General features: G+C 60.6%; 15 protein-coding genes. 5 read left to right on the top strand and 10 right to left on the bottom strand.

The window, feature by feature from the left end:
• Window positions 1-75: 75 nt before the first annotated feature.
• The 8 genes from VNV36_RS04960 to VNV36_RS04925 form a co-directional block, all read right to left on the bottom strand.
• Complete coding sequence (locus VNV36_RS04960) at window positions 76-2,565, bottom strand: fimbria/pilus outer membrane usher protein (RefSeq protein ID WP_325716767.1); 2,490 nt, start codon at window positions 2,563-2,565, stop codon at window positions 76-78.
• 85 nt (window positions 2,566-2,650) lie between these two features.
• The gene (locus VNV36_RS04955) at window positions 2,651-3,400 is read right to left on the bottom strand and encodes a fimbrial biogenesis chaperone (protein ID WP_325716766.1); all 750 of its coding nucleotides are present in this window, start codon (window positions 3,398-3,400) and stop codon (window positions 2,651-2,653) included.
• 72 nt (window positions 3,401-3,472) lie between these two features.
• Window positions 3,473-4,060: a fimbrial protein gene (locus VNV36_RS04950; RefSeq protein ID WP_325716765.1), complete on the bottom strand. Its 588-nt coding sequence runs from the start codon at window positions 4,058-4,060 to the stop codon at window positions 3,473-3,475.
• A 109-nt stretch (window positions 4,061-4,169) separates the two neighbouring features.
• Window positions 4,170-4,817, bottom strand: coding sequence for a response regulator (locus tag VNV36_RS04945; protein ID WP_325716764.1), 648 nt, complete (start codon window positions 4,815-4,817; stop codon window positions 4,170-4,172).
• A gap of 22 nt (window positions 4,818-4,839) precedes the next feature.
• Window positions 4,840-8,001, bottom strand: a complete 3,162-nt coding sequence (locus VNV36_RS04940) for a hybrid sensor histidine kinase/response regulator (RefSeq protein WP_325716763.1) — start codon at window positions 7,999-8,001, stop codon at window positions 4,840-4,842.
• 87 nt (window positions 8,002-8,088) lie between these two features.
• Window positions 8,089-9,276, bottom strand: coding sequence for a response regulator cyclic di-GMP phosphodiesterase PvrR (pvrR, locus tag VNV36_RS04935; RefSeq protein ID WP_011334436.1), 1,188 nt, complete (start codon window positions 9,274-9,276; stop codon window positions 8,089-8,091).
• Window positions 9,263-12,073 (bottom strand): ATP-binding protein, encoded by a 2,811-nt coding sequence (locus VNV36_RS04930; protein WP_325716762.1) that lies wholly within the window; start codon window positions 12,071-12,073, stop codon window positions 9,263-9,265. The genes pvrR and VNV36_RS04930 overlap by 14 nt, the downstream gene beginning before the upstream one ends.
• Window positions 12,074-12,167: 94 nt before the next feature.
• Window positions 12,168-13,169, bottom strand: a complete 1,002-nt coding sequence (locus VNV36_RS04925) for a fimbrial protein (RefSeq protein WP_325716761.1) — start codon at window positions 13,167-13,169, stop codon at window positions 12,168-12,170.
• 354 nt (window positions 13,170-13,523) lie between these two features.
• Here VNV36_RS04925 and VNV36_RS04920 point away from each other — a divergent pair, with 354 nt between their 5' ends.
• The 4 genes from VNV36_RS04920 to VNV36_RS04905 all read left to right on the top strand — a co-directional run bounded on the left by VNV36_RS04920 (window position 13,524) and on the right by VNV36_RS04905 (window position 18,395).
• Complete coding sequence (locus tag VNV36_RS04920) at window positions 13,524-14,006, top strand: MarR family winged helix-turn-helix transcriptional regulator (RefSeq protein ID WP_325716760.1); 483 nt, start codon at window positions 13,524-13,526, stop codon at window positions 14,004-14,006.
• On the top strand, window positions 13,996-15,465 hold the full coding sequence (locus VNV36_RS04915; RefSeq protein ID WP_325716759.1) for an efflux transporter outer membrane subunit: 1,470 nt from the start codon (window positions 13,996-13,998) through the stop codon (window positions 15,463-15,465). Before VNV36_RS04920 ends, VNV36_RS04915 begins: the two co-directional genes overlap by 11 nt.
• A gap of 15 nt (window positions 15,466-15,480) precedes the next feature.
• A complete protein-coding gene (locus VNV36_RS04910; RefSeq protein WP_325716758.1) occupies window positions 15,481-16,683 on the top strand; it encodes an HlyD family secretion protein in 1,203 nt (400 codons plus the stop codon).
• Window positions 16,684-16,865: 182 nt separating this feature from the next.
• Entirely contained in the window at window positions 16,866-18,395 is a 1,530-nt protein-coding gene (locus VNV36_RS04905; protein WP_325716757.1) for a DHA2 family efflux MFS transporter permease subunit, read from the top strand.
• A 102-nt stretch (window positions 18,396-18,497) separates the two neighbouring features.
• Here VNV36_RS04905 and lpxH read toward each other — a convergent pair whose 3' ends face one another.
• On the bottom strand, window positions 18,498-19,250 hold the full coding sequence (gene lpxH, locus VNV36_RS04900) for a UDP-2,3-diacylglucosamine diphosphatase (RefSeq protein WP_325716756.1): 753 nt from the start codon (window positions 19,248-19,250) through the stop codon (window positions 18,498-18,500).
• Window positions 19,247-19,753 (bottom strand): peptidylprolyl isomerase, encoded by a 507-nt coding sequence (locus tag VNV36_RS04895; RefSeq protein ID WP_253503322.1) that lies wholly within the window; start codon window positions 19,751-19,753, stop codon window positions 19,247-19,249. Before VNV36_RS04895 ends, lpxH begins: the two co-directional genes overlap by 4 nt.
• Before the next feature lie 251 nt (window positions 19,754-20,004).
• Between VNV36_RS04895 and VNV36_RS04890 the strand changes: the two genes are divergently transcribed.
• Window positions 20,005-21,702 carry a glutamine--tRNA ligase/YqeY domain fusion protein gene (locus tag VNV36_RS04890; RefSeq protein WP_325716755.1) on the top strand — a complete coding sequence of 566 codons (1,698 nt, stop codon included), beginning with the start codon at window positions 20,005-20,007 and terminating at the stop codon, window positions 21,700-21,702.
• Window positions 21,703-21,717 lie beyond the last annotated feature (15 nt).

Genomic DNA, 21,717 nt, shown 5'->3' with positions numbered 1-21,717 from the left:
AGCCTGCTCGCGAAGGCGGCTTACCGGTCAGTAGAGAGGGTGCGGCTGAAGCCCCCATCGCGAGCAGGCTCGCTCCTACAGGGGAGTCGGGCGGCATACCAGTGAGGCGCGTTCGTAGTTCAACGCCTTGTCGCGCTCCGGCAGCGCATAGGGTGCCTCGCAATGCTGGCCTTGCCAGTTGATGGTCAAGGTGCCGGCGTCGTCTTCGACCAGGGCCAGGGCCTTGCCGCTCGGGTCGGAGATTGCCAGTTGCTTGCCGGCAGCGTCTTCCAGCGCGGCGCCAAACGGTATCGGTTGGTGTTTTGCGTCAAACAGGGAAAACTGCACGCGACGTCCGCTCTTGCTCGCATAGCGCGCCAGCACCACTGCACCCCGGCGTGGCACTACTTGCTGAGTAGCGTTTTCGATTTCCAGATCGCCGCCCAGATCGCGGGTGTCGAGGCTGATCCAGTTGACCCGATACGGCTGCGCGTTGGATACCACCGCATAACCGTTGCCGGCGGTTTTTGCCCCGGAGAAGCTGGCGATCTTCACACCTTCAACACCCTCGACCTGTGCCAGCGCGAACGTCTCGCCGACGGTCTGACCGAGGTTGATGCCGCCCGCGTGGCCGACAATCGAACCGGCCACATTGAGGTTCTGCGAGTTGTAGCCGCGGCCCTGGCTGTAGCCAGCGCTGATGTCCATCACCGACGTTCGCGTGCTGATGTTGGCCGAGCCGGTGCTGCCGCCGGTGCGGCTGTTGCCGCCTTGTACCGAGTAGTAAGTGTCGCTGTCTTCGGACAGATAGCCGTTGATGCCGACCTGGGTGCTGCTGGTGTCCTTCTGCGAGCTGGCCGAGACGAAGGCGCGTGGCGCGCGCGGTTTCGAGCCCAGCGGGAACGACAGCGACAGGTTGAACAGGGTGTCGTTGTTCGCCGGACCGTAGTTGCCGACATCCTTGGTATAGGTCGCACTGAGGTTATAGCTGACGTCACCCCAATAGTTGCTGTAACCGGCCGCCAGGCTTTGCGAACCGCCACGTCCCCAGTAGCGCTGGTCACTGGCATTGAGGTAAATGCTGCCGAACTGCTGATTGCGTCCAAGGCTCTGGTTGACGGTCAGGTCAGTGCGGGTTTTCGAGTTGCCGGTGCGCTGCTGGCCCTCGCTGCTCAGTTCCTCGACGTGTTCGCTGAAGGTTCGATAGCCCTCGGTCGAATAGCGGTAAGCGGCGAGGGTGAAGTTGGTGTCGGTGCCGGTGAACGTCTTGGCGTACAGCGCGCGCAGGCTGTTGCCCTTGACGGTCTGGCCAAATGTGCGGCTGCTGGAGTGGGTCAGGTCCAGCGAGATAGCACCGATCGCGGTGTTGCGACCGGCGCCAACGGAAAACGCCTGGAAATTTTCGCTGGCCTGAGTGCCCACGATCGCCGACAAATTGCTGCTGACACCGTAAGCCACCGTGCTACTGACGAACTCCGGCGATTGCTGATCATCGCTGTTGCTGTTGTAGCGGCCCGCCGAGACGCTGTACTTGAGTTGCCCTTCGCGAACCATGATCGGCAGGCTGGAAAACGCCTGCACGGTCACCCGGCGCCGACCGTCGGCCTCGATCACAGTGATTTCCAGATCGCCGTTGGAGCCGCTGGGATAGATGTCGCTGATTTCGAACGGCCCCGGCGGCACGTTGGCGGTGTACAGAATGTAATTGTTCTGGCGAATCTCCACGGTTGCGCTCGATTGTGCGATACCGCGAATCACCGGCGCATAACCGCGCTCGCTATCGGCACGCATGCCGTCGTCGGAGGCCAGTTTCAGGCCGCGATAGCGTACGCTGTCGAACAGGTCGGCGTCGGAGAAGATATCGCCGGCACTGAACTGGCCCTTCAACGCGGTGACGTCGTGTTGCAGATAGCTGCGATTGCTCTTGAACGTGCTTGGCCGTCCAGTGCTGCTGTTGAAATTGGACTCGTTGCGCAAGCGCCAGCCGCCGAGGTTGATGCCGTTGCGCAGGCCGACGTTATTGGCAAACGTGGTATCAGCGTCGGTGCTGTTGCGGTTGCTGCTCACTTGATAGTTGATGAACGCTGCGGGTACCCCTTCGTCCCACAGCGCCGGATCGACATAACCACGGCGGCCGCGCTCCATGGCGCTTTGCGGCACGCTGACCAACAAGCGCAGGCGCGGCACGTCGTAGCGCACGGTGGCCTGATCGATCAGCGCGGGCAGATCAAGGCAGGTGTCGGCGGCGGCGCTGTCCAGTTTGCCGCTGGCCTGCAGCTTGCCAAGATCCACACCCAGTTGCTTGAGCATGTCCAGCGTCAGGCAGGCTTCGACCTTGTGGCTGTCGGGCTGGCGACGAAAATCGATATCGCGACGGCCAACCAAGGTGTCATTGCCATACAGGTCGACCCGATAAGTGCCGGGGAGAACCTGGCTGCCGGCGAGCAGGGTCTGCAGATCGACCGCAGACGTCGCGCCTTGCAGAAACGATGTATTGAATTGTTCATCGCCGTCGGCCAGGCAAGTTGTGCTGACGATCAATGCAACCGAAAACGGCGCTAATCCATCGCGCTTGAAAAAAAACATGCAGGAACCCTATATCACCTCCGATACGAACTAACGGAGCGAAGAGAAATACAGTGAAAGTGCGGCTGATAAAGCGGCACGCGAGTTATGGCGATTCTTTATCGAGGCTGGCGCTAACTTCGGCGTTGCTGGAAAGTTGCGCGACATAACGGTCTCGAGCGCCGTAGTCGTTGATGCTGCTGAATGACAGTCGCGCAGAACCGGCCGCGTGGAGTTGTTTGAGTGCAAACTCTTTTTGTTCGCCGGGCGCAATCATCATTGAATCGAATGGCTTCTCGATGCTGGCGCCCGCTTGCATCGTTATGTCGGCAATCGATACGTGATAGAGGCCTGGATTGTTCACCACCAGCGTGCTTTTGCCGGCGCGCTCGATCAGTCGCCAGCGCAGCTCGGTTGGCGCTTGATAGGCATTGTCTGGCAAACCGGCGGGGCGAAAGAACACCTTGATGCGCTGACGTACCGCCAGTTGCAGGGTGTTCGCGGTTTTCGCCGATTGAGGGATTTCCTGCACATTCAGCCACACCACCGACTCGCGGTCGCTGGGCATACCGGTGCCTTCGTAGATAACCCGCAGAATCTGCTGTTGATCGCCGCTGACCCGCACCAGAGGCGGGGTGACGGCGAAGGGCGCTGAACCTGCTTCGTCGCTGTCTGTGTCGACCCAGGACTGAACCAATACGTCTGCACCGCTGTTGCGCACGGTGATGCTGGCTTCTTTATGCTTGCCATCGAAAATCAGCCGGGTGCTGCTCAACGAAATACCGGCCATGGCCTGATTAACGGCGAACAGGCCCAGGAGGCCGACGCACAGGGATAAGGAATGACGTAAGAACATGAACCATTACCGTGCAAAGTGAAGGGAAGTGCAGGGCCGTTGCGCCCCGCACTGGCTCGATGAATCGCGCGTTTATTCGTATTGCAGGGTGAACGGCAGGGTCGCGTCGCCACGACCGGCTACCGCCAGCTTCGGATCGACGGTGGTCACGTAGGCGGCCGAGAATTTCAGCGTGGTGTTGCTGTCCTGCAGGGTGTTTTCAATCCGCGCGGTGGTTGGCGAAGTCAGGTCGATCACGGCGCCGTTGGAATCAAGCAGGGCGATACCGATGCCTTTTGCCGAACCCAGGCCGTCGATCAGTTTCAAGACCTTGGTACCGGTTTCGATGCCCGAACCTGCGCCCTTGGTTGGTTCGAAGATCATGGCCACCTTGGTCCCGGCATTGCAGTTGATCTTCATGTCGAAGTTTTCGACGCTCAGGGTGCCGTTGCCTTTCGGCGCGGTGGCGGTGCCCATGTCCTTGATCGACACTTCGCCCATGTTGACCGAGATGGTCTTGTCCTTGCCGGCGCCCTCCACCGAGCAAGCATCGTTGTTGATGGTGCCGGTGAAATTGATGGTGCCGCTGCCCGCCTTGATTGGCGAAACAGGATCGGCCGCCAGAACATTACCGGCAGCGAAGATCGACAAGGCGAGAAGCGTGCGTGACAGCTTTTTCATGTTGCTTTTCCATTGGTGGGGTTAAAGCAACACAATAAATCGCGTACTTGCGCTGGAACATCAGACGATTCCTAGATGCGCGGAAAGTCATACTGAAGTGCGCAATTGTCTAGTTGAACAAGTTTCGCTCGATACAATAAGCCAGTAACTCCTGATCGCTGTTTACTTCAAGTTTGCGCATGGCGGAAACTTTCTGCGTACTGATCGTCTTGGCACTTCGGTTAAGTCCCCGGGCTATTTCATTGACGCCTTGTCCTTGCACAAACAAGCGCAGAATTTCATGTTCCTTGGGCGACAGACGAGCAAAACGTTCATCGAGGTCAGCGCTATTGTCCAGCACCGAAGTGGGTGCGGGTTGTTTGCTGCGAACCGTATTGCCTTTGGCAATGGCTTTGAGCGCCACTTCTATTTCAACGTGCAACTGGTTTTTCTGAATCACCGCCAGTACACCGAGTTCCTGCAGACGAGTCAGGATCAACGGGTTGGAAATCATGGTCAGAACCAGCACCCGCACCTGGGGGAAATGCCGGGTCACGTATTCCACCAGTTTCAGCCCGTCGCCGTAGCGCGAGTCACCGGGCATGTTGAAATCGGTGATCAACAGGTCTACCGGCCAGGTCTTCAGCAAATCGATCAGCTCATCGGGGCAAACGGCTTCGCCCACTACGCTGAAGCGGCGATCACGCTCGACCAGTTCCCGCACCCCCAGCAGGACGATGGGATGATCATCGGCGATGACAACGTTGAAGGTTTCCATGGGTGCTTTATCCAGAGTGAAATTATTCAAGGGCGTCGAGCAGGTCGCTCAGGCGCGCCAGTTGTTGACGCACCTCCACGGCCAGCGCCGGGGTGACGGCCATGCCGGTCAGGCGACATTCCAGTTCGACAAATGCGCTGGCCAGTGTCGCGACTTGCACCGCGCCCAGTGCCCCGGCCATGCTGTGCAGTTGCTGCGCGACGCTGTCGGCGTTGGCCGCGTCCAGCGCGCTGAGGGTGCTTTGAATGTCGCGGCGCAGGGTCACGACAAACAGCTCGCGCATTTTCGGCGAGAGCGTCGGGGGAGCATCGGCAATCGGTGCGATGGTGGTCTGGCAATGGCTTTGCAGTTGCGCACGCAGCGTCGCCAGGTTCAACGGTTTGACCATCCACGCGTTCATGCCGACGGCGGCGCAGCGCTCGCCTTCTTCGCGCAGGGCATTGGCGGTGACGCCGATGATCGGCAGCGTCGCATCCTGCTCGCGCAGTGCTGCGGCCAGTTGATAGCCGTTCATGACCGGCATGTTGACGTCGGTCAGCAGCAAATCGAAGCGCCCCGGTGCCCAGTGCGCCAAAGCCTGTTCGCCATCGGCCGCGACGACCACCGAGCAGCCCAGCGCCTCCAGTTGTTCCTTGATGATCGCCGCGTTGATCGCATTGTCCTCGGCCACCAGCACGCGCAGGTTCAGCGCTCGGGTGCCTGCCTGCCGTGACGGCGCGCGCTGCTGACCGGCGCCGTGCACGGCGAGGGCAATCGCCCAGCCGATCGCGCGCACGTCGTCGGCATCGACCTGCCAACCATTGCCGCTCACCTGCGCCGGGTTGGGGCCAGCGGCAATGGCGACGATTCGCTGGCCAGCGAAAGCTGTAGCGCTGGCCAGTGGAGCAAGATCGACCAGCAGCGCCGAAGGCGGCGGCAGCTCGTTGGTCACCAGTCGACAGTCGAGGCCAAAGCGGTTGAGCCACGCCATCAGATGTTGCGCCAGTTCAGCGACTGGCGCACGCACGTAGACAGCGGGGCTGTCGGCGCCGAACGCCGGGCAATCGGCGAGGCTGCCCGGTGCGCAATCGAGCATCAGTTGCAAGTTGAAGCAGCTGCCCAGTCCCGGTTCACTGACCACGTTCAACTGGCCGTGCATCAACTCGCACAGCCATTTGCAAATGGCCAGACCGAGACCCGCGCCGGCATGACTGTCGGCTTCGTTGACTTGATAGAAAGGGTCGAACAATTGCTGTTGCTGCGCCTGGGAAATGCCCACGCCCGAGTCGCTGACCTGCCACTGCACCCGGGCGTGACCGCCTGAGTTTTGCAGCACGCGAACACGCACGACCACACGGCCGTTGTCGGTGAACTTGATCGCGTTGCTCAGCAGGTTGTTGAGGATCTGGCGAATGCGCTGCGCATCACCGAGCAGTTGATCCGGCAGTGCTGCATCGATGCAGGCATACAATTGCAATCCTTTGCCGCGGGCAAACGCGCCGTAGCTGCGCACCACGTCTTCGGTCAGCTCCAGCGGGCAGAACGGCTGAAGCTCGAGGTTCATCTGCCCGGCTTCGATCTTCGACACATCCAGCACATCGCTGATCAGCTTGAACAGACTGGCCGACGAGCGCTGAATGGTCTCCAGATAATCCTGTTGGCGCGGAGCGAGGGCGGTCAGGCCAAGCAGCTCCAGAGTGCCGAGCACGCCATACAGCGGCGTGCGGATTTCATGACTCATGGTCGCCAGAAAGCGGCTCTTGGCCTGATTCGCCGAGTCGGCGGCCTGACGCGCGACTTCCAGCGCCGCGGCGTCTTCCACATGGCGGGTGACGTCGTGCAGCGCACACAGCCAGGCATCCTGGCCCTGATAACGGGTGGCGACGAAGGCGACATGCAAATGCCGGCCGTCTATCTCCAGTTCGGCATGGCCATGGCCAGTCGCCGCCTGCTGGTCAAGCAGGCTGATCAGTTCGCCAGTGTCGTGCCATTGCTGGGCGAGCTGGTTTTCCAGCAACACCTGATGATCGCGGCGGCTGATCACGCACAGGCCGGTCGGCGCGGTGTCGATGACCGCACGGCTGAAGGCTTCGCTTTCGGCGATGCTGGCGTGGGCACTTTGTGCGGGGAGGATAACGCGGTCGGTGTACCAGCGATTGAGCGCGCGGCCACTGCCAAGCAGGGCCAGCACCAGAGCCAGCAGGCACAGCAGTGGCCACAACGCGTAATCGAGAAAACTCTGCACGCTGATCACATAGATCGCCGTCCAGCGTTGGTCGCCGGGGCTGGTCAGCTTGAACACCAGGCCGTCGCGGGTCAGGTTCGCGCCGTCATCGAGCGCTTGATCTGGCTTAAGCGCACCGATCAACACCGTGCCGTTGGGCGTGATCAGGGTGAAATCGTCGTAAATCGACCACTCCATCAAGCGCTCGATATTGTTGACCTGCGACAGTTTCAACAGTGAGCCGAGCAGCACCCAGGAGTTCGCCCCCTCAATCCTCAGCGTCGGTTTGCTCAGGTTGATCCGCACGTAGGCCAGCAGGCTCGGGGTGCCATCGTTTTCCTGCTCGAACGGGTAGGGCGCCCAGTGCACTTGCTCTGAAGTCTGTGCGTGGCGCTGCATGTTCATTTGGGTCATGAGCTCGACGAACCGGCCGACCTGCGTTGGCCCGGCGCCGCGCAAACGGCCGGTGGCAGGCACGGCGATATCGTAATTGTCCGGCCCGTTGAGCAGGATCACCTGCGGCGACTGGTAATGCGATGCCGCCCAGAAGGCGCTGTAATACGCCGCCAGATAACTGCCCAGCGCAAACACCTTGGGATATTGGTCGGGGGCAATTCGCTGCGGATCAATCTTCACGCTGAACGGTAACGAAAACGGCAACCCGCGGCCTTGATAAATGTTCGGGCCTTCCTCGGGCAACAGTTTTTGCACCACCGGCGACGCCACGGTAACCGGCAAGTAATCACCGCTGGCGCCGGCCCGTGAGATGTCACCGAGAAAGGCCTCCTGCTCACGAATGTTTTCCATCAGGCGGGCGAAGTGAAACTGCAGAGTATCGCGCTGCTCTTCCACCATGCGCTGCACGCCCAGATAACTGATACCCAGCAACAGCAGCGCAAGCGCGCCGAGGATCAGCAAGCCCTTGTTCAGGCGCTGCGAGCTGTTGGCAAGTTTTTCCAGCAGGGCATTGGGGTGCGGCATCAATACGCTCGGTCGATAAAAGTGGATAAGCGTTTGAACACGGCTGACCTCGATGGCAAGTGGCGGTCGTCCACCGCGTGCTGCGGATCACCAGACATTCGCCGGTCCGTCATGACAGAGCAACTGCTGGAACTGCTCCGAAGACACAGCGTGGGAGATCAGGAAACCCTGGACCTGAGTGCAGTCGATTTTACGCAACAGAGCAAGTTCCTGCGCAGTTTCCACGCCTTCGGCGACCACCGTCAGACCCAGTTGCCGGCCCAACGTGACAATGCTGGTCAGCGCCTGCGCCAGTTCGGCGTTGCGGTTGCAACCCTGCACCAGCGCGCGGTCGATTTTCAGTTCGGTGAAAGGGGCAGAGACCAGGTTCATGTAGGAACTGTAGCCCTTGCCGAAATCATCCTGTGACAGGCCGAAACCCTTGATTCGCAAGCGGCAGGCACCGGCGTAGAAATTGCTGATGTCATCGGGCACCGAGCACTCCATCAACTCGAAACAGATCCGCGCCGGCAGCCCGTTGTGTTGCAGGACAAAAGCGAGGATGCGATCCGGCAGGTCGTGACTGTTGAGCAGGTGCGTCGGCAGGTTGATCGACACTGGAATGTCATAGCCCTGCTGACGCCATACCGCTTGGGCGGCCATTGCCTGTTCCAGTACCCGCCAGAGCAGGTGCTCTTCGAGATCGCAGGCGATCAGCGCCGGTAGAAAGGCGCCGGGCAACAACGTGCCGTGTTCCGGGTGAGCCCAGCGCACCAGTGCTTCGGCGGCGACGATGCGACCGTTGTCCAGGGCCTTCTTTGGTTGAAACCAGGCTTGCAGCTCACCGTTATCCAACGCCCGGACAAGGCTCTGGCGGTCGATGCCAGCCTGCGCGGCGATCGGCACGTCCTGACGCAGCGCCTGCAACTGGTCGATCAGGCAACGCAGGGCGGCGCTGTTGACCGGTTTGGAAATCAGCCCGATAACTTTGACCTGCAGATTGCTCGCCACCAGGCTCGCGCCCATCAGCATGCGCCGTGAGGCGGCGCTCATGATCGCCAGTGCCGGGCGGGAGGGCTGCGCGGCCAGGCCCTGAATGAACTGCACACCGTCCATGCCTGGCATCAACAGGTCAGTGAGCACCAGGTCGAACTCGCGGTTTTTCAGGCGCCGCAAGGCTTCTTCGCCGTCCCTGGCAAACTCCAGATCGAAGACGCCCAGCTCGTTGAACAGGTTCTGCAAGTACAGATGCTGGAACGGGTGATCTTCGACAATCAGCAGGCTAGGGGACTTCATGGGCGACTCGTTGGTAGGGAGCCAGGACGATCGACAAGGCTCTTAGCGTAAAAGGTTTGATCAGGCAGTGATTCATCCCGGCGGCCAGACACAGCGCCTCTTCGCCGCGCAGGGCGTTGGCGGTGGCGCCGATGATCGGCGTGGTGCAGCCCAGTCTGCGCAGGGCCTTGGCCAGTTCATAGCCATTGAGGCGCGGCATGTTGACGTCGCTGAGCACGACATCAAAGGTGTTGGCCTGCCACAGCGACAAGGCCTCTTCGCCATCGCTGGCCAGCGCCACCGTGCAGCCGAGTTCCTGCAACTGGTCGCGCAGAATCAACTGGTTGATCGCATTGTCTTCGGCGACGAGGATGTGCAGGTGCAGCGGCGTCAACGACTGGGTCTGTGTCTGCTGATGCTCGATAACGGCGCCGCCCTGAGCCTGGCGCACGGCCTGGCGGATTGCGGCCAGATCGTTCAGATTCGCTATCCAGCCGTCGACTGTGCATTGCGGCTCACAGGCACCCGCGCCGCTGGCCAGCACACGTGGCCCTGACCAGCGCAGTTCGCTGCGCTGGTCCATCGGCGCCGGGTACAGCTCAAGCAATACGCCGCCGTCGGCAGGTGCGTGACTGGCCGGCGCGCCGACGTGCGGGCGGGCGCCCCAGCGGCGCAGCCAGCCAGCGAGGCTGTCGGCCAGTTCGCGTACTGGCGACACCACGTAAATGATGTCCCCCGCCAGCTTCGGTTGTGTGTCAGGCGGCGTGTTGCCCGAGCGCTGCTCAAGCGGCAAGGTCAGGGAAAAACTGCTGCCCAGCCCCGGTTCGCTGACCATCCGCAGGGTGCCGTTCATCAAATTCGTCAGCCGCAGACAGATCGGCAGGCCCAGCCCGGTACCCGCAATGACGTGGCTGTTGCCTTGGGTCTGGTAGAACGGCTCGAATATAAACGCCTGATCATCGTGGGCAATGCCGCGCCCGGTGTCCGATACCTGCCATTGCACGCAGACGCGCTCGCCTTCGCGCGACAGCACGTTGACCCGCAGCACCACGCGTCCGGAATCGGTGAACTTGACCGCATTGCTCAGCAGATTGTTGAGAATCTGCCGGACACGACTGATGTCGCCAATCAGGCTGTCGGGCAGTTGCGGATCGAAGCAGGCATACAGCTGCAAACCTTTGCTCTGCGCCGCCGCCGCGTAGCCCTGCACAACCTCTTGGGCCAGGGCGACGATGGAAAAGTCACTGAGTTCCAGCGCCAGTTGCCCGGCCTCGATTTTCGACACGTCGAGCACGTCGCAGATCAATTGCAGCAGGGTCGCGGACGAGCCTTCGAGCGCGCGCAAGTAGCTTTTCTGCTGAGTGTCGAGCTGGGTGCGGGCGAGCAGTTCGAGAGTGCCGAGTACGCCATACAGCGGCGTGCGGATTTCATGGCTCATGGTCGCCAGGAACAGGGTTTTCGCTTCGTTGGCAGCATCGGCCGACTGGCGCGCCTGCTCCAGCGCCGCTTCGATTTGCCGGCGTGCGCTGATGTCGCTGAAGGCGCACAGCAACACGTCTTCGCCCTTGTAGCGGGTCGGCGCGCAGCTCAGGTACAGGTGGCGGCCGTCGGCGGTCTCGAAATAGTCGGTCAGACACGGCGCGAGTTCAGCAAATGCCGCGTGGATCCAGCCGCGACCCAGTTGCTCAGTGCACGTGCCCAGCCATTGCTGCGCGAGGGTGTTTTCCAGTACCACCTGAGCGTCGCTGCGACGCAACACACAGAGCGCCACCGGAGCGGTCTGGATCACATCGCGGCTGAACAGCTCGCTTTCTACCAGCGCCTGAATCCGGTGCAGGGCCGGGGTGATGAAGCGATGCTCCAGGCGCCGGATCAGCAGCCACACCAGGCTGATGCTCGCCAGACAGAACGCCAGCGCACCGAGCAACTGCGGCCACAAGGCCCACAGCACGGCGAGCAAGTCGATGGAGTAGGTCAGTTGCCAGTCCGACGACTTGAGCTGTTTGCGCAATACCAGTTGCTCGGGCAGCCAGCCGTCGCCGACGAAACCGAAGAAATCCTGCTGACGCAGCAGCGGCAGATTCTGCCCGGGCGGCGGCTTGTGGCTGTTGCTGAATAACGGCATGCCCTGAGAATTGAACATGGTGAACTCGCCGGCGCTGTGGTCGCTCAGCGCATTGGAGACTTCGCGGTCATCCATCTCCAGACCGAGCCAGCCAGAATCGAGGTCGCGCTCATCCAGACGAATGAAGATGTACAGCTGCGAGTGCCCTTGCCAGTTGTGGGTCAGCCAGATCTCTTTCAGGGCACCGTTGTTGTCGCGCTTGAGGGTTTCCAGACGATCAAGCATCTCATGCGGAAAGTCGTCGGCCATGGGCGTCGTGTTGTACAAGCGCCAGACCTGGGCATCGGCGCCGCTGCTGACGTACAGCAGATTCAATTTGCGCGCTTGCAGGAAGTCGCGCATGCGCTGGGTCAGCCAGATGCTCCATTGCTTGCCGGGGGTTTGTCCGAGCAGCAGACGGATCTCCTCTTCGGACAGCGGCGCGCTCAGCGCGGTCTGTCGGGTCGCCGACAGACTCAGGCTTTCGAGCAGCGCTTCCCGGGTGGTGAAAAACGTATGCGCCTCGGCGATGGCGCTGCTCATGTAGCTGCGCCGCTGGGAAATTTCATTGTTGAAGGTAAACAGCAGAAAGCTGTACACGCCGCCGAGGATGCCCACCAGCAATACCAACGCAAAAATGCGCAACAAGCGTCGCGCCGCGTGAGGCGTGGACAGGACAGGGCTGATCTGGTGGAGGTAGTTCTTCAAGCGCATCCCGGCACAGTAGGGCGGGCCGGGCACGACGAAAATCAGACGATTCCTAAAGAGGGGGGCGCGAACAATCGGCTGTGGCAACGCGTTAATGGATTCACAGGTAACTCATGACAAAGGCAATTGTTGCGTTGGCTGTTCCGGCGCGCATGCCCTTGTCAAACCCGCCATTGCCAGCTGTTTCAGCGACGCGAAAGTATCGGGCACTGAGGGGGATTTTCAAGTTGCCTCCCGCAGCGGGATAGTCCGTGAACACATAGCTTTGATGTAAAACCAAGGGCGTTCCATCCGTGTTGAGTATTTGCAAAGCCAAACCCTCAGCAGTCGAATCGGCACTCAGTTTTACGATGCCCCTTGTAGAATCTTGCGAGGGAGAAGTTGAGGTAGGCTTGAGTGTATAAGTTACTTTGTTAATGCCGGGCGGACAGTTGTTGAGGCTTATGTCGAATTTGACCGGTTCGGAATAGGCGCCGTTATTGGCGAATATACTGATGTCGTGTGATCCCATATCTACCTGGATATCAGGTGTTTCACAGGATTGAGGTACGATCGTTACGCCGTTGGTCGCCATTGCCAGTGGCGATAAGTCGTCTATATGGAAAAATCCCAGTGTTCCTGCAGGGATTTTCTGTACGTCTGCCAAATCCGCTATTTTAATCAATCGCAGTCTATGGTTTGTTTGGCCAAATCCGTACGTACCCGCGGCTCCCCGTTCTGATGGATAGATGGCAAGATTCAGGTCGCTGAAGACCCACTGCCATGCGAGCCCAGTGTTTCCAATTGGATACAGTTCGTCGCCCTGTTTCGACGTTCCGACATTGTTTTGAGCACCATATGAATAGTTATTGATACATGTATAAGAGCTAGGTGTAGCCCCAAGAGTTATTACGGGGGTCTCATATATAACGGCGCCGTTAGGGGTGTCACGCGGAATCGAAAGTGTAGCCGGAACTTTCATGTTGAGAATAGTTTGATGATGGCCCGCGACGAATGAACAATTTACCGCGCCCGCGTAGCTTGAAACGAAGAGCAGCGTCAGACATAGCGTGTGAATCAATTTCGCGATCGGGATAGCGCGCTGGGGTTGGAAACGCTTCATAAAGAGGGCTTTACGTATCGGCCAATGAGCGGCATACGTTAACCATGCTCAATGGTCTTGGGCATCAGGCGATTCCTAGAAAGCACCGGCGCTCTCACATTGGAATGCATTCCCCTGTAGGAGTGAGCCTGCTCGCGATGAGGCCATCAGCCGCACCGTTGATGGTGAATGAAAGGTCACCATCGCGAGCAGGCTCACTCCTACAGGGGATGCATGCCAAGGCCTACCCATCGCAACAACCACCCCCACTCGTCAACTGATTACCAAGCCCCCTAACTATTGCATTGACATTCGCTGCCTAAGCAGTAACATCTCGACATACATTCACTGCCTAGGCAGTTATCAGGTCGACACATGAAGCATTTCACCCCGGAAGAATTCAAACACTGCCACCTCGGCCTGTTGCTCGGTCGTGCCGCGTTGCTCAAGGACCGCATCATCGACACCCACATGGAACCCCACGGCATCACTGCCGCGCAGTTCAAGGTGTTGATCATCATGGCCCAGTTCGGCGTCGACACCCCGGCGGAGCTGTGCCGGCACCTGTCGCTGGACAGTGGCTCGATGACGCGCATGCTCGATCGTCTCGAACAGAAAGCTTTTCTGATCCGCCAACGCAGCGAAGGCGATCGCCGTCAGGTGCAACTGAAGCTGACCGAGCAGGGCCAGCAACTGGCCGATCGCCTGCCGCACATCGGTGCCGATGCGATGAATGAACTGGCCGGCGCCATCTCCCGCGACGAGCTGAAGACCCTGGAATACATCCTCAAGAAAATCCTGCTGGCCGCCGGTGACCCGATCACCGTCCAGCGTTTGGGTGAACACAATGAGCGCTAAAACCTTGCGCAGCAGCCTGACGCTGTTGCTGTCGGCGATGATCCTCGCCGGTTGTGCCAATTACAGCGGCCTCGACACCGAAGGCCAGCGCCTCGACGCGAAGGACCTCAAGACAGCGCAGTCTCTGCAAGGCGTCACCCTGTCGCCGGCGGCGTGGCCGAAAAGTGACTGGTGGAGCAGCCTCGGCGATCCGCAGCTCGACGGCTTGATCCGCGAAGCCTTGCGCGATAGCCCCGACATGCAGATCGCCGAAGCCCGCGCCCATCAGGCCAGCGCCGCCGCGTATGCCGCCGATGCCGAGCGTTATCCGACCCTCGACGCCAGCGCCGGCATCAGCCGTTCGCGGCTGGCCCGCGATCAGGATCCGCGCGGGCAGGGCGGTGCCTATGCGACGGTGCGCAATGTCAGCGCCGGCTTCAATTACAACTTCGACTTGTGGGGTGGCCAGCGCGATGCCTGGGAAGCCGCACTCGGCGAGGCCCGCGCTGCTGAAGTCGACCGTCAGGCCGCCCAGCTGACCCTCGCCGCTGACGTCGCCCGTGCCTACAGCGATCTCGGGCAGGCGCACATCGTTTACGACCTCGCCAGCGAAGACCTCAAGCGCACCCGGCAAATGCTCGACCTCAGCCAGCGCCGCTTGAGTTCGGGGATCGATAGCCAGTACCAGTTCCAGCAAACCCAGAGTCTGGAGGCCAGCTCTCAGGCCAGCCTGATCGACGCGGAAAAACGCCTGAACAGCGCGAAAATCGCCTTGGCGGTATTGCTCGGCAAAGGCCCGGATCGCGGCAACGAGATCGCCCGGCCGAAAGTCCTGCAAGCCGGTGCCGTAGCGGTGCCGTCGGTGTTGCCGGCGGAACTGCTCGGCCGGCGCCCGGATCTGGTCGCGGCGCGCTGGCGTGTCGAAGCGGCGAGCAAGGACATCGATGCGGCAAAAACCCGTTTCTACCCCAACCTCAATCTGTCGGCCTCGGCCGGCGCCGAGTCGTTGCTCGGGGATGCGATGTTCGGTTCCGCCAGCCGTTTCTTCAACATTGCGCCGACCGTGTCGCTGCCGATCTTCGATGGCGGACGCCTGCGCGCCAGCCTCGATGCGCGCGACGCCGATTACGATCTGGCGGTGGCGCAGTACAACAAGAGTCTGGTGAAAGCCCTCGGCGATGTCGGCGACACGATCAACCAGTTGCGTGACATCGGTCGGCAGATCGGCGCGCAGCAGCACGCCACCGACATCGCCCAGGATTCTTACAACACCGTGGTCCAGCGTTACGGTTCCGGCATCGGCAACTACCTGGACGTGCTCAGCATCGAGCAGCAATTGCTCCAGGCCCAGCGTCAACTGGCCAACCTCAATGCCGAGCAGATCGACCTGTCGATTCAACTGATGCAAGCGCTGGGCGGCGGCTTCCAGGGGGAAACCCTGACCGCAGCCAACGCCAGCCCAGCCCCGTCGCACCCATAATTCAAGGTATTAGTCATGGCCACTGCCGAAAACACCCAAGCTCAAGACAACAATCCGGATACCGGCAACCCGCGCAAACGCAAGGTCATGCTGGTGACGCTGGCCGTGATCGTCCTGCTCGCCATTGCCGGCGTCTGGGCTTATCACGAGTTCATCGGGCGCTTCAACGAAAGCACCGATGATGCCTACGTCAACGGCAACGTCGTGGAAATCACCCCGCTGGTCACCGGCACCGTGGTCAGCATCGGCGCCGACGACGGTGATCTGGTCCATGAAGGCCAGGTGCTGGTCAACTTCGACCCTAACGATGCCGAGGTTGGCCTGCAAAGTGCCAAGGCCAAACTGGCGCGCACCGTGCGCCAGGTGCGCGGTTTGTACAGCAACGTCGATGGCATGAAAGCCCAGGTCAACGCGCAGCAGGCCGAAGTGCAAAAGGCGCAGGACAACTACAACCGGCGGAAAAATCTGGCCCAGGGCGGAGCGATTTCCCAGGAAGAGCTGTCCCACGCTCGCGACGACCTGACCTCGGCGCAGAACGCCTTGGCCAATGCGAAACAGCAACTGAAAACCACCAGCGCACTGGTCGACGACACCGTGGTGTCGTCGCACCCGGACGTGATGTCGGCGGCTGCCGATCTGCGTCAGGCTTACCTGACCAATGCTCGCAGCACCTTGATTGCGCCGGTCACCGGTTACGTCGCCAAGCGCACCGTGCAGCTCGGTCAGCGCGTACAGCCGGGCACCGCGCTGATGGCGGTGATTCCGCTGGATCAACTGTGGATCGACGCCAACTTCAAGGAAACCCAACTGCGTGACATGCGCATCGGTCAGCCGGTGGATATCGAGGCCGACATTTACGGCAGCGATGTGAAATACAGCGGCACCGTCGACAGCCTCGGTGCCGGCACCGGCAGCGCGTTTGCCTTGCTGCCGGCGCAGAACGCCACCGGTAACTGGATCAAGATCGTCCAGCGCGTACCAGTGCGTATCCACATCAATGCCGAAGAGCTGGCCAAGCACCCGCTGCGTGTCGGTCTGTCGACCAATGTCGAGGTCAATCTGCACGATCAGAGCGGCCCGGTGCTGGCCCAGCAACCACCGCAAAAAGCCTCGTTCAGCACCAACGTCTACGAGCGCCAATTGGCTGAAGCGGACGCAATGATTGCCCAACTGATTCACGACAACAGCGCAGCGGCGGGCAAGACCGCACAGCGCTGAGATCAGATGCGTTCCACTGTGGCGAGGGAGCTTGCTCCCGCTCGGCTGCGAAGCAGTCGTAGATTTTTTGGGGCCGCTTCGCGACCCAGCGGGAGCAAGCTCCCTCGCCACAAAAAACTGCTTCCACAAGGCCGGCTGTGTTCATCAGGCCATAGCGCCAACCCTGCTTCATAGGATTCACAATGAGCAATAACGCTTCTTTCACGCCGCCCAGCCTGTTGCTCAGCACCATCGGGCTGTCGCTGGCGACGTTCATGCAAGTGCTCGACACCACCATCGCCAACGTGGCACTGCCGACGATTTCCGGCAACCTCGGAGTGAGTTCCGAGCAGGGCACCTGGGTTATCACGTCCTTCGCCGTGAGCAACGCAATCGCGCTGCCGCTGACCGGTTGGCTGAGCCGCCGCTTCGGCGAAGTGAAGCTGTTTCTGTGGGCGACGATGCTGTTTGTGCTGGCGTCGTTTCTCTGCGGCATCTCGACGTCGATGCCAGAGTTGATCGGCTTTCGTGTGCTGCAAGGCCTTGTCGCCGGGCCACTGTATCCGATGACGCAGACCCTGCTGATTGCCGTGTACCCACCGGCGAAACGCGGGATGGCCCTGGCGTTGCTGGCGATGGTCACGGTGGTCGCGCCAATTGCCGGGCCGATTCTCGGTGGCTGGATCACCGACAGCTACAGCTGGCCATGGATCTTCTTCATCAACGTACCGATCGGCATCTTTGCGGTGATGGTAGTGCGTTCGCAACTGGCGAAGCGGCCGGTGGTCACCAGTCGCCAGCCGATGGACTACGTCGGCCTGATCACGCTGATCATCGGCGTCGGCGCATTGCAGGTGATCCTCGACAAGGGCAATGACCTGGACTGGTTCGAATCGAACTTCATCATTGTCGGTGCGGCGATTTCCGTGGTGGCGCTGGCGGTGTTCGTGATCTGGGAAATGACCGACCGCCATCCGGTGGTCAACCTGCGCCTGTTCGCCTATCGCAACTTCCGCATCGGCACGCTGGTGTTGGTGCTGGGTTACGCCGGGTTCTTCGGCATCAACCTGATCCTGCCGCAGTGGCTGCAAACGCAAATGGGCTACACCGCGACCTGGGCCGGTCTGGCAGTGGCGCCGATCGGGATTTTGCCGGTGCTGCTGTCGCCCTTCGTCGGCAAGTACGCGCACAAGTTCGACCTGCGCCTGCTCGCCGGCATCGCATTCCTGGCGATTGGCCTGAGCTGCTTCATGCGCGCCGAGTTCACCAACGAGGTCGACTTCCAGCACATCGCCCTGGTGCAGTTGTTCATGGGTATCGGCGTGGCGCTGTTCTTCATGCCGACCCTGAGCATTCTGATGTCGGACTTGCCGCCGAGTCAGATTGCCGACGGTGCTGGTCTGGCGACTTTCCTGCGGACGTTGGGCGGTAGTTTTGCCGCGTCGCTGACCACGTGGATCTGGATTCGCCGTGCCGATCAGCATCATGCGTACATGAGCGAGAGCATCAGCACCTTTGAGCCGGCCACGCGCGAGACCTTGAATGCGCTGGGCGGGGCGAGTCAGTCGGCGTATGCGCAGATGGACCGGATTCTGACCAGCCAGGCGTACATGCTTTCCACCGTGGACTACTTCACGCTGTTGGGCTGGGGCTTTATGGGGTTGATTCTGATCGTGTGGCTGGCGAAACCGCCGTTTGCCGCGAAGGCCGGGCCGGCTGCGTCCGGTCATTGATGGTGCGTTGATTGCTAAAAGATCGCAGCCTTCGGCAGCTCCTACTTTGGAATGTATTCTCCTGTAGGAGCTGCCGAAGGCTGCGATCTTTTGATCTTCGCTTTAAATCGTTGGGGCGGGCAGGGCGGGTGGCGGGGCAAAGTCGAACGGCGCCAGGGCGTAGCCGCTTTCATCCACCTGCAGCGCCCAACCCTGGCGATCCCAATCTCCGAGCACAATCCGCTTTGCCGCTTGCTCTCCGAGCTGCAACTTGTGAATCGCCGGGCGGTGGGTGTGGCCGTGGATCAGGGTTTTCACCCCCAATTGCTGCATGATCCGCGGAACCTCTTGCGGCGTGACATCGACGATGTCATTGGCCTTCATCCGCACCTGCGTCTTGCTCTCGCTGCGCAGTTTGCGCGCCAGTTTCTGGCGGCTGCGCAAGGGCAGGTGGCGCAGGATGAACAGGGTGATCGGGTTACGCAGATAGCGGCGCAGTTTCATGTAGCCGACGTCGCGGGTGCACAGGCTGTCGCCGTGCATCAGCAGCACCGGCTCGCCGTAGAACTGCACTACACTCGGGTCCTTCAGCAATGTGCAGCCGGCCTGTTTGCAGAAAGCCTTGCCGAGCATGAAGTCGCGATTGCCGTGCATGAGAAAAATCGCCGTGCCGCTGTCGCTCAAGTCGCGCAGGGCCTGGCAGATGGAACGCTGAAAGGGCGTCATGGCGTCGTCGCCAATCCACGCTTCGAAGAAGTCGCCGAGGATGTACAACGCACTCGCCGAGCGGGCGCGTCCGGCGAGCAAATCCAGAAACGCCCGGGTAATGTCCGGGCGCTCCTCTTCCAGATGCAAGTCTGAAATCAGCAATATCACGCTGCGATGATCTCGGCTTTCTCGATGATCACGTCGTCTGCGGGTACGTCCTGGTGGCCGGCCTTGGAAGTGGTCGACACGCCTTTGATCTTGTCGACAACGTCGGTGCCTTGGGTGACTTTACCGAATACCGCGTAGCCCCAGCCCTGCACATTCTTGCCGCTGTGGTTGAGGAAGGTGTTGTCGGCGACGTTGATGAAGAACTGCGCCGAAGCCGAATGCGGCTCCATGGTGCGGGCCATGGCGACGGTGTATTTGTCGTTGGAAAGACCGTTGTCCGCTTCGTTCTGGATGCTTGGGCGCTTGTCTTTCTTTTCTTTCATGCCAGGCTCGAAACCGCCGCCCTGGATCATGAAGTTACCGATGACGCGGTGGAATACGGTGTTGGTGTAGTGACCGGCGTTGACGTACTCGATGAAGTTGGCAACGGTGATCGGCGCCTTTTCAGCGTTCAGTTCGATGACGATGTCGCCATGGTTGGTGGTCAGTTTGACTTGAGTCATGGTCATTACTCTTTATAGGGAATTCGTGGTTTTCGGACAGCTGTGCCGAAAACCGGTTCAGCCTGCTTCGGCCAAGGTGCGCAGTTTAGCGTGACAGGCGCGAATTTCGAGGCGGTTTTTCAAATCGCTGCGATTAAATGCATGCCTTTATCGGGCCTGCTCTGTCAGGCCCTTGACAGCATCGGCTATGATAGCGGCTTTGTTTTGTCTGGCCCCTCTTTGCGGCCGCGCACCTGTACGTCAAGGATCCTATGAGCAAGCCCACTGTCGACCCTACCTCGAATGCCAAGTCCGGCCCTGCCGTGCCGGTCAACTTCCTGCGGCCGATCATCCAGGCAGACCTGGACTCGGGCAAGCACACCCGGATCGTGACTCGTTTCCCGCCGGAGCCCAACGGCTACCTGCACATCGGCCACGCCAAGTCGATCTGCGTCAACTTCGGTCTGGCCCAGGAGTTCGGCGGCGTCACGCACCTGCGTTTCGACGACACCAACCCGGCCAAGGAAGACCAGGAATACATCGACGCGATCGAAAGCGATGTCAAATGGCTGGGTTTCGAGTGGTCGGGTGAAGTGCGCTATGCCTCGCAGTATTTCGACCAGTTGCACGACTGGGCCGTCGAGCTGATCAAGGCCGGCAAGGCCTACGTCGACGACCTGACCCCCGAGCAGGCCAAGGAATACCGTGGCAGCCTGACCGAGCCGGGCAAGAACAGCCCGTTCCGCGACCGCTCCGTGGAAGAAAACCTCGACCTGTTCGCCCGCATGAAGGCCGGTGAATTCGCCGACGGCGCCCGCGTGCTGCGCGCGAAGATCGACATGGCTTCGCCGAACATGAACCTGCGCGACCCGATCATGTATCGCATCCGCCACGCCCATCACCACCAGACCGGTGACAAATGGTGCATCTACCCGAACTACGACTTCACTCACGGTCAGTCGGACGCCATCGAAGGCATTACCCACTCGATCTGCACGCTTGAGTTCGAAAGCCATCGTCCGCTGTACGAGTGGTTCCTGGAAAACCTGCCGGTGCCGGCGAACCCGCGTCAGTACGAGTTCAGCCGCCTGAACCTCAACTACACGATCACCAGCAAGCGCAAGCTCAAGCAACTGGTTGACGAGAAGCACGTCAACGGCTGGGACGATCCGCGCATGTCCACCCTCTCGGGCTTCCGCCGCCGTGGCTACACGCCGAAATCGATCCGCAACTTCTGCGAAATGATCGGCACCAACCGTTCCGACGGCGTGGTCGATTTCGGCATGCTCGAATTCAGCATCCGCGACGACCTCGACCAGAGCGCACCGCGCGCGATGTGCGTACTGCGTCCGCTGAAAGTGGTGATCACCAACTACCCGGAAGGCCAGGTCGAAAACCTCGAACTGCCACGCCACCCGAAAGAAGACATGGGCGTGCGCGCGCTGCCGTTCGCCCGGGAAATCTATATCGACCGTGAAGACTTCATGGAAGAGCCGCCGAAGGGCTACAAGCGCCTGGAACCGGGCGGTGAAGTGCGTCTGCGCGGCAGCTACGTGATCCGTGCCGACGAAGCGATCAAGGACGCCGATGGCAATATCGTCGAACTGCGTTGCTCGTATGACCCGGACACCCTCGGCAAGAACCCGGAAGGGCGCAAGGTCAAAGGCGTGATTCACTGGGTGCCGGCCGCTGCCAGCGTCGAGTGCGAAGTGCGCCTGTACGATCGCCTGTTCCGTTCGCCGAACCCGGAGAAGGCTGAAGACAGCGCCAGTTTCCTCGACAACATCAACCCTGACTCGCTGCAAGTACTCACCGGTTGTCGCGCCGAGCCATCGCTCGGCAATGCCCAGCCGGAAGACCGTTTCCAGTTCGAGCGCGAAGGTTACTTCGTCGCGGACCTGAAGGACTCGAAACCCGGTCAGCCGGTATTCAACCGTACCGTGACCCTGCGTGATTCGTGGGGCCAGTGAGTGAGTCAAGGAACT

Origin of the sequence: Pseudomonas sp. (genome assembly GCF_035554175.1) — a bacterium.
GTDB lineage: Bacteria > Pseudomonadota > Gammaproteobacteria > Pseudomonadales > Pseudomonadaceae > Aquipseudomonas.
The sequence above is the reverse complement of the archived record's forward strand: the minus strand, read 5'-3'. Positions and strand labels throughout refer to the sequence as shown.

Bases quoted from the DNA above. Each gene is read 5' to 3' on its own strand.
- VNV36_RS04930 (WP_325716762.1), bottom strand. From the start codon at position 12,073: ATGCGCTTGAAGAACTACCTCCACCAGATCAGCCCTGTCCTGTCCACG.
- VNV36_RS04905 (WP_325716757.1), top strand. From the start codon at position 16,866: ATGAGCAATAACGCTTCTTTCACGCCGCCCAGCCTGTTGCTCAGCACC.
- VNV36_RS04940 (WP_325716763.1), bottom strand. From the start codon at position 8,001: ATGCCGCACCCCAATGCCCTGCTGGAAAAACTTGCCAACAGCTCGCAG.
- VNV36_RS04945 (WP_325716764.1), bottom strand. From the start codon at position 4,817: ATGGAAACCTTCAACGTTGTCATCGCCGATGATCATCCCATCGTCCTG.
- VNV36_RS04895 (WP_253503322.1), bottom strand. From the start codon at position 19,753: ATGACTCAAGTCAAACTGACCACCAACCATGGCGACATCGTCATCGAA.
- VNV36_RS04960 (WP_325716767.1), bottom strand. From the start codon at position 2,565: ATGTTTTTTTTCAAGCGCGATGGATTAGCGCCGTTTTCGGTTGCATTG.
- VNV36_RS04950 (WP_325716765.1), bottom strand. From the start codon at position 4,060: ATGAAAAAGCTGTCACGCACGCTTCTCGCCTTGTCGATCTTCGCTGCC.
- VNV36_RS04925 (WP_325716761.1), bottom strand. From the start codon at position 13,169: ATGAAGCGTTTCCAACCCCAGCGCGCTATCCCGATCGCGAAATTGATT.
- VNV36_RS04955 (WP_325716766.1), bottom strand. From the start codon at position 3,400: ATGTTCTTACGTCATTCCTTATCCCTGTGCGTCGGCCTCCTGGGCCTG.
- VNV36_RS04915 (WP_325716759.1), top strand. From the start codon at position 13,996: ATGAGCGCTAAAACCTTGCGCAGCAGCCTGACGCTGTTGCTGTCGGCG.
- pvrR (WP_011334436.1), bottom strand. From the start codon at position 9,276: ATGAAGTCCCCTAGCCTGCTGATTGTCGAAGATCACCCGTTCCAGCAT.
- VNV36_RS04920 (WP_325716760.1), top strand. From the start codon at position 13,524: ATGAAGCATTTCACCCCGGAAGAATTCAAACACTGCCACCTCGGCCTG.
- VNV36_RS04910 (WP_325716758.1), top strand. From the start codon at position 15,481: ATGGCCACTGCCGAAAACACCCAAGCTCAAGACAACAATCCGGATACC.
- VNV36_RS04890 (WP_325716755.1), top strand. From the start codon at position 20,005: ATGAGCAAGCCCACTGTCGACCCTACCTCGAATGCCAAGTCCGGCCCT.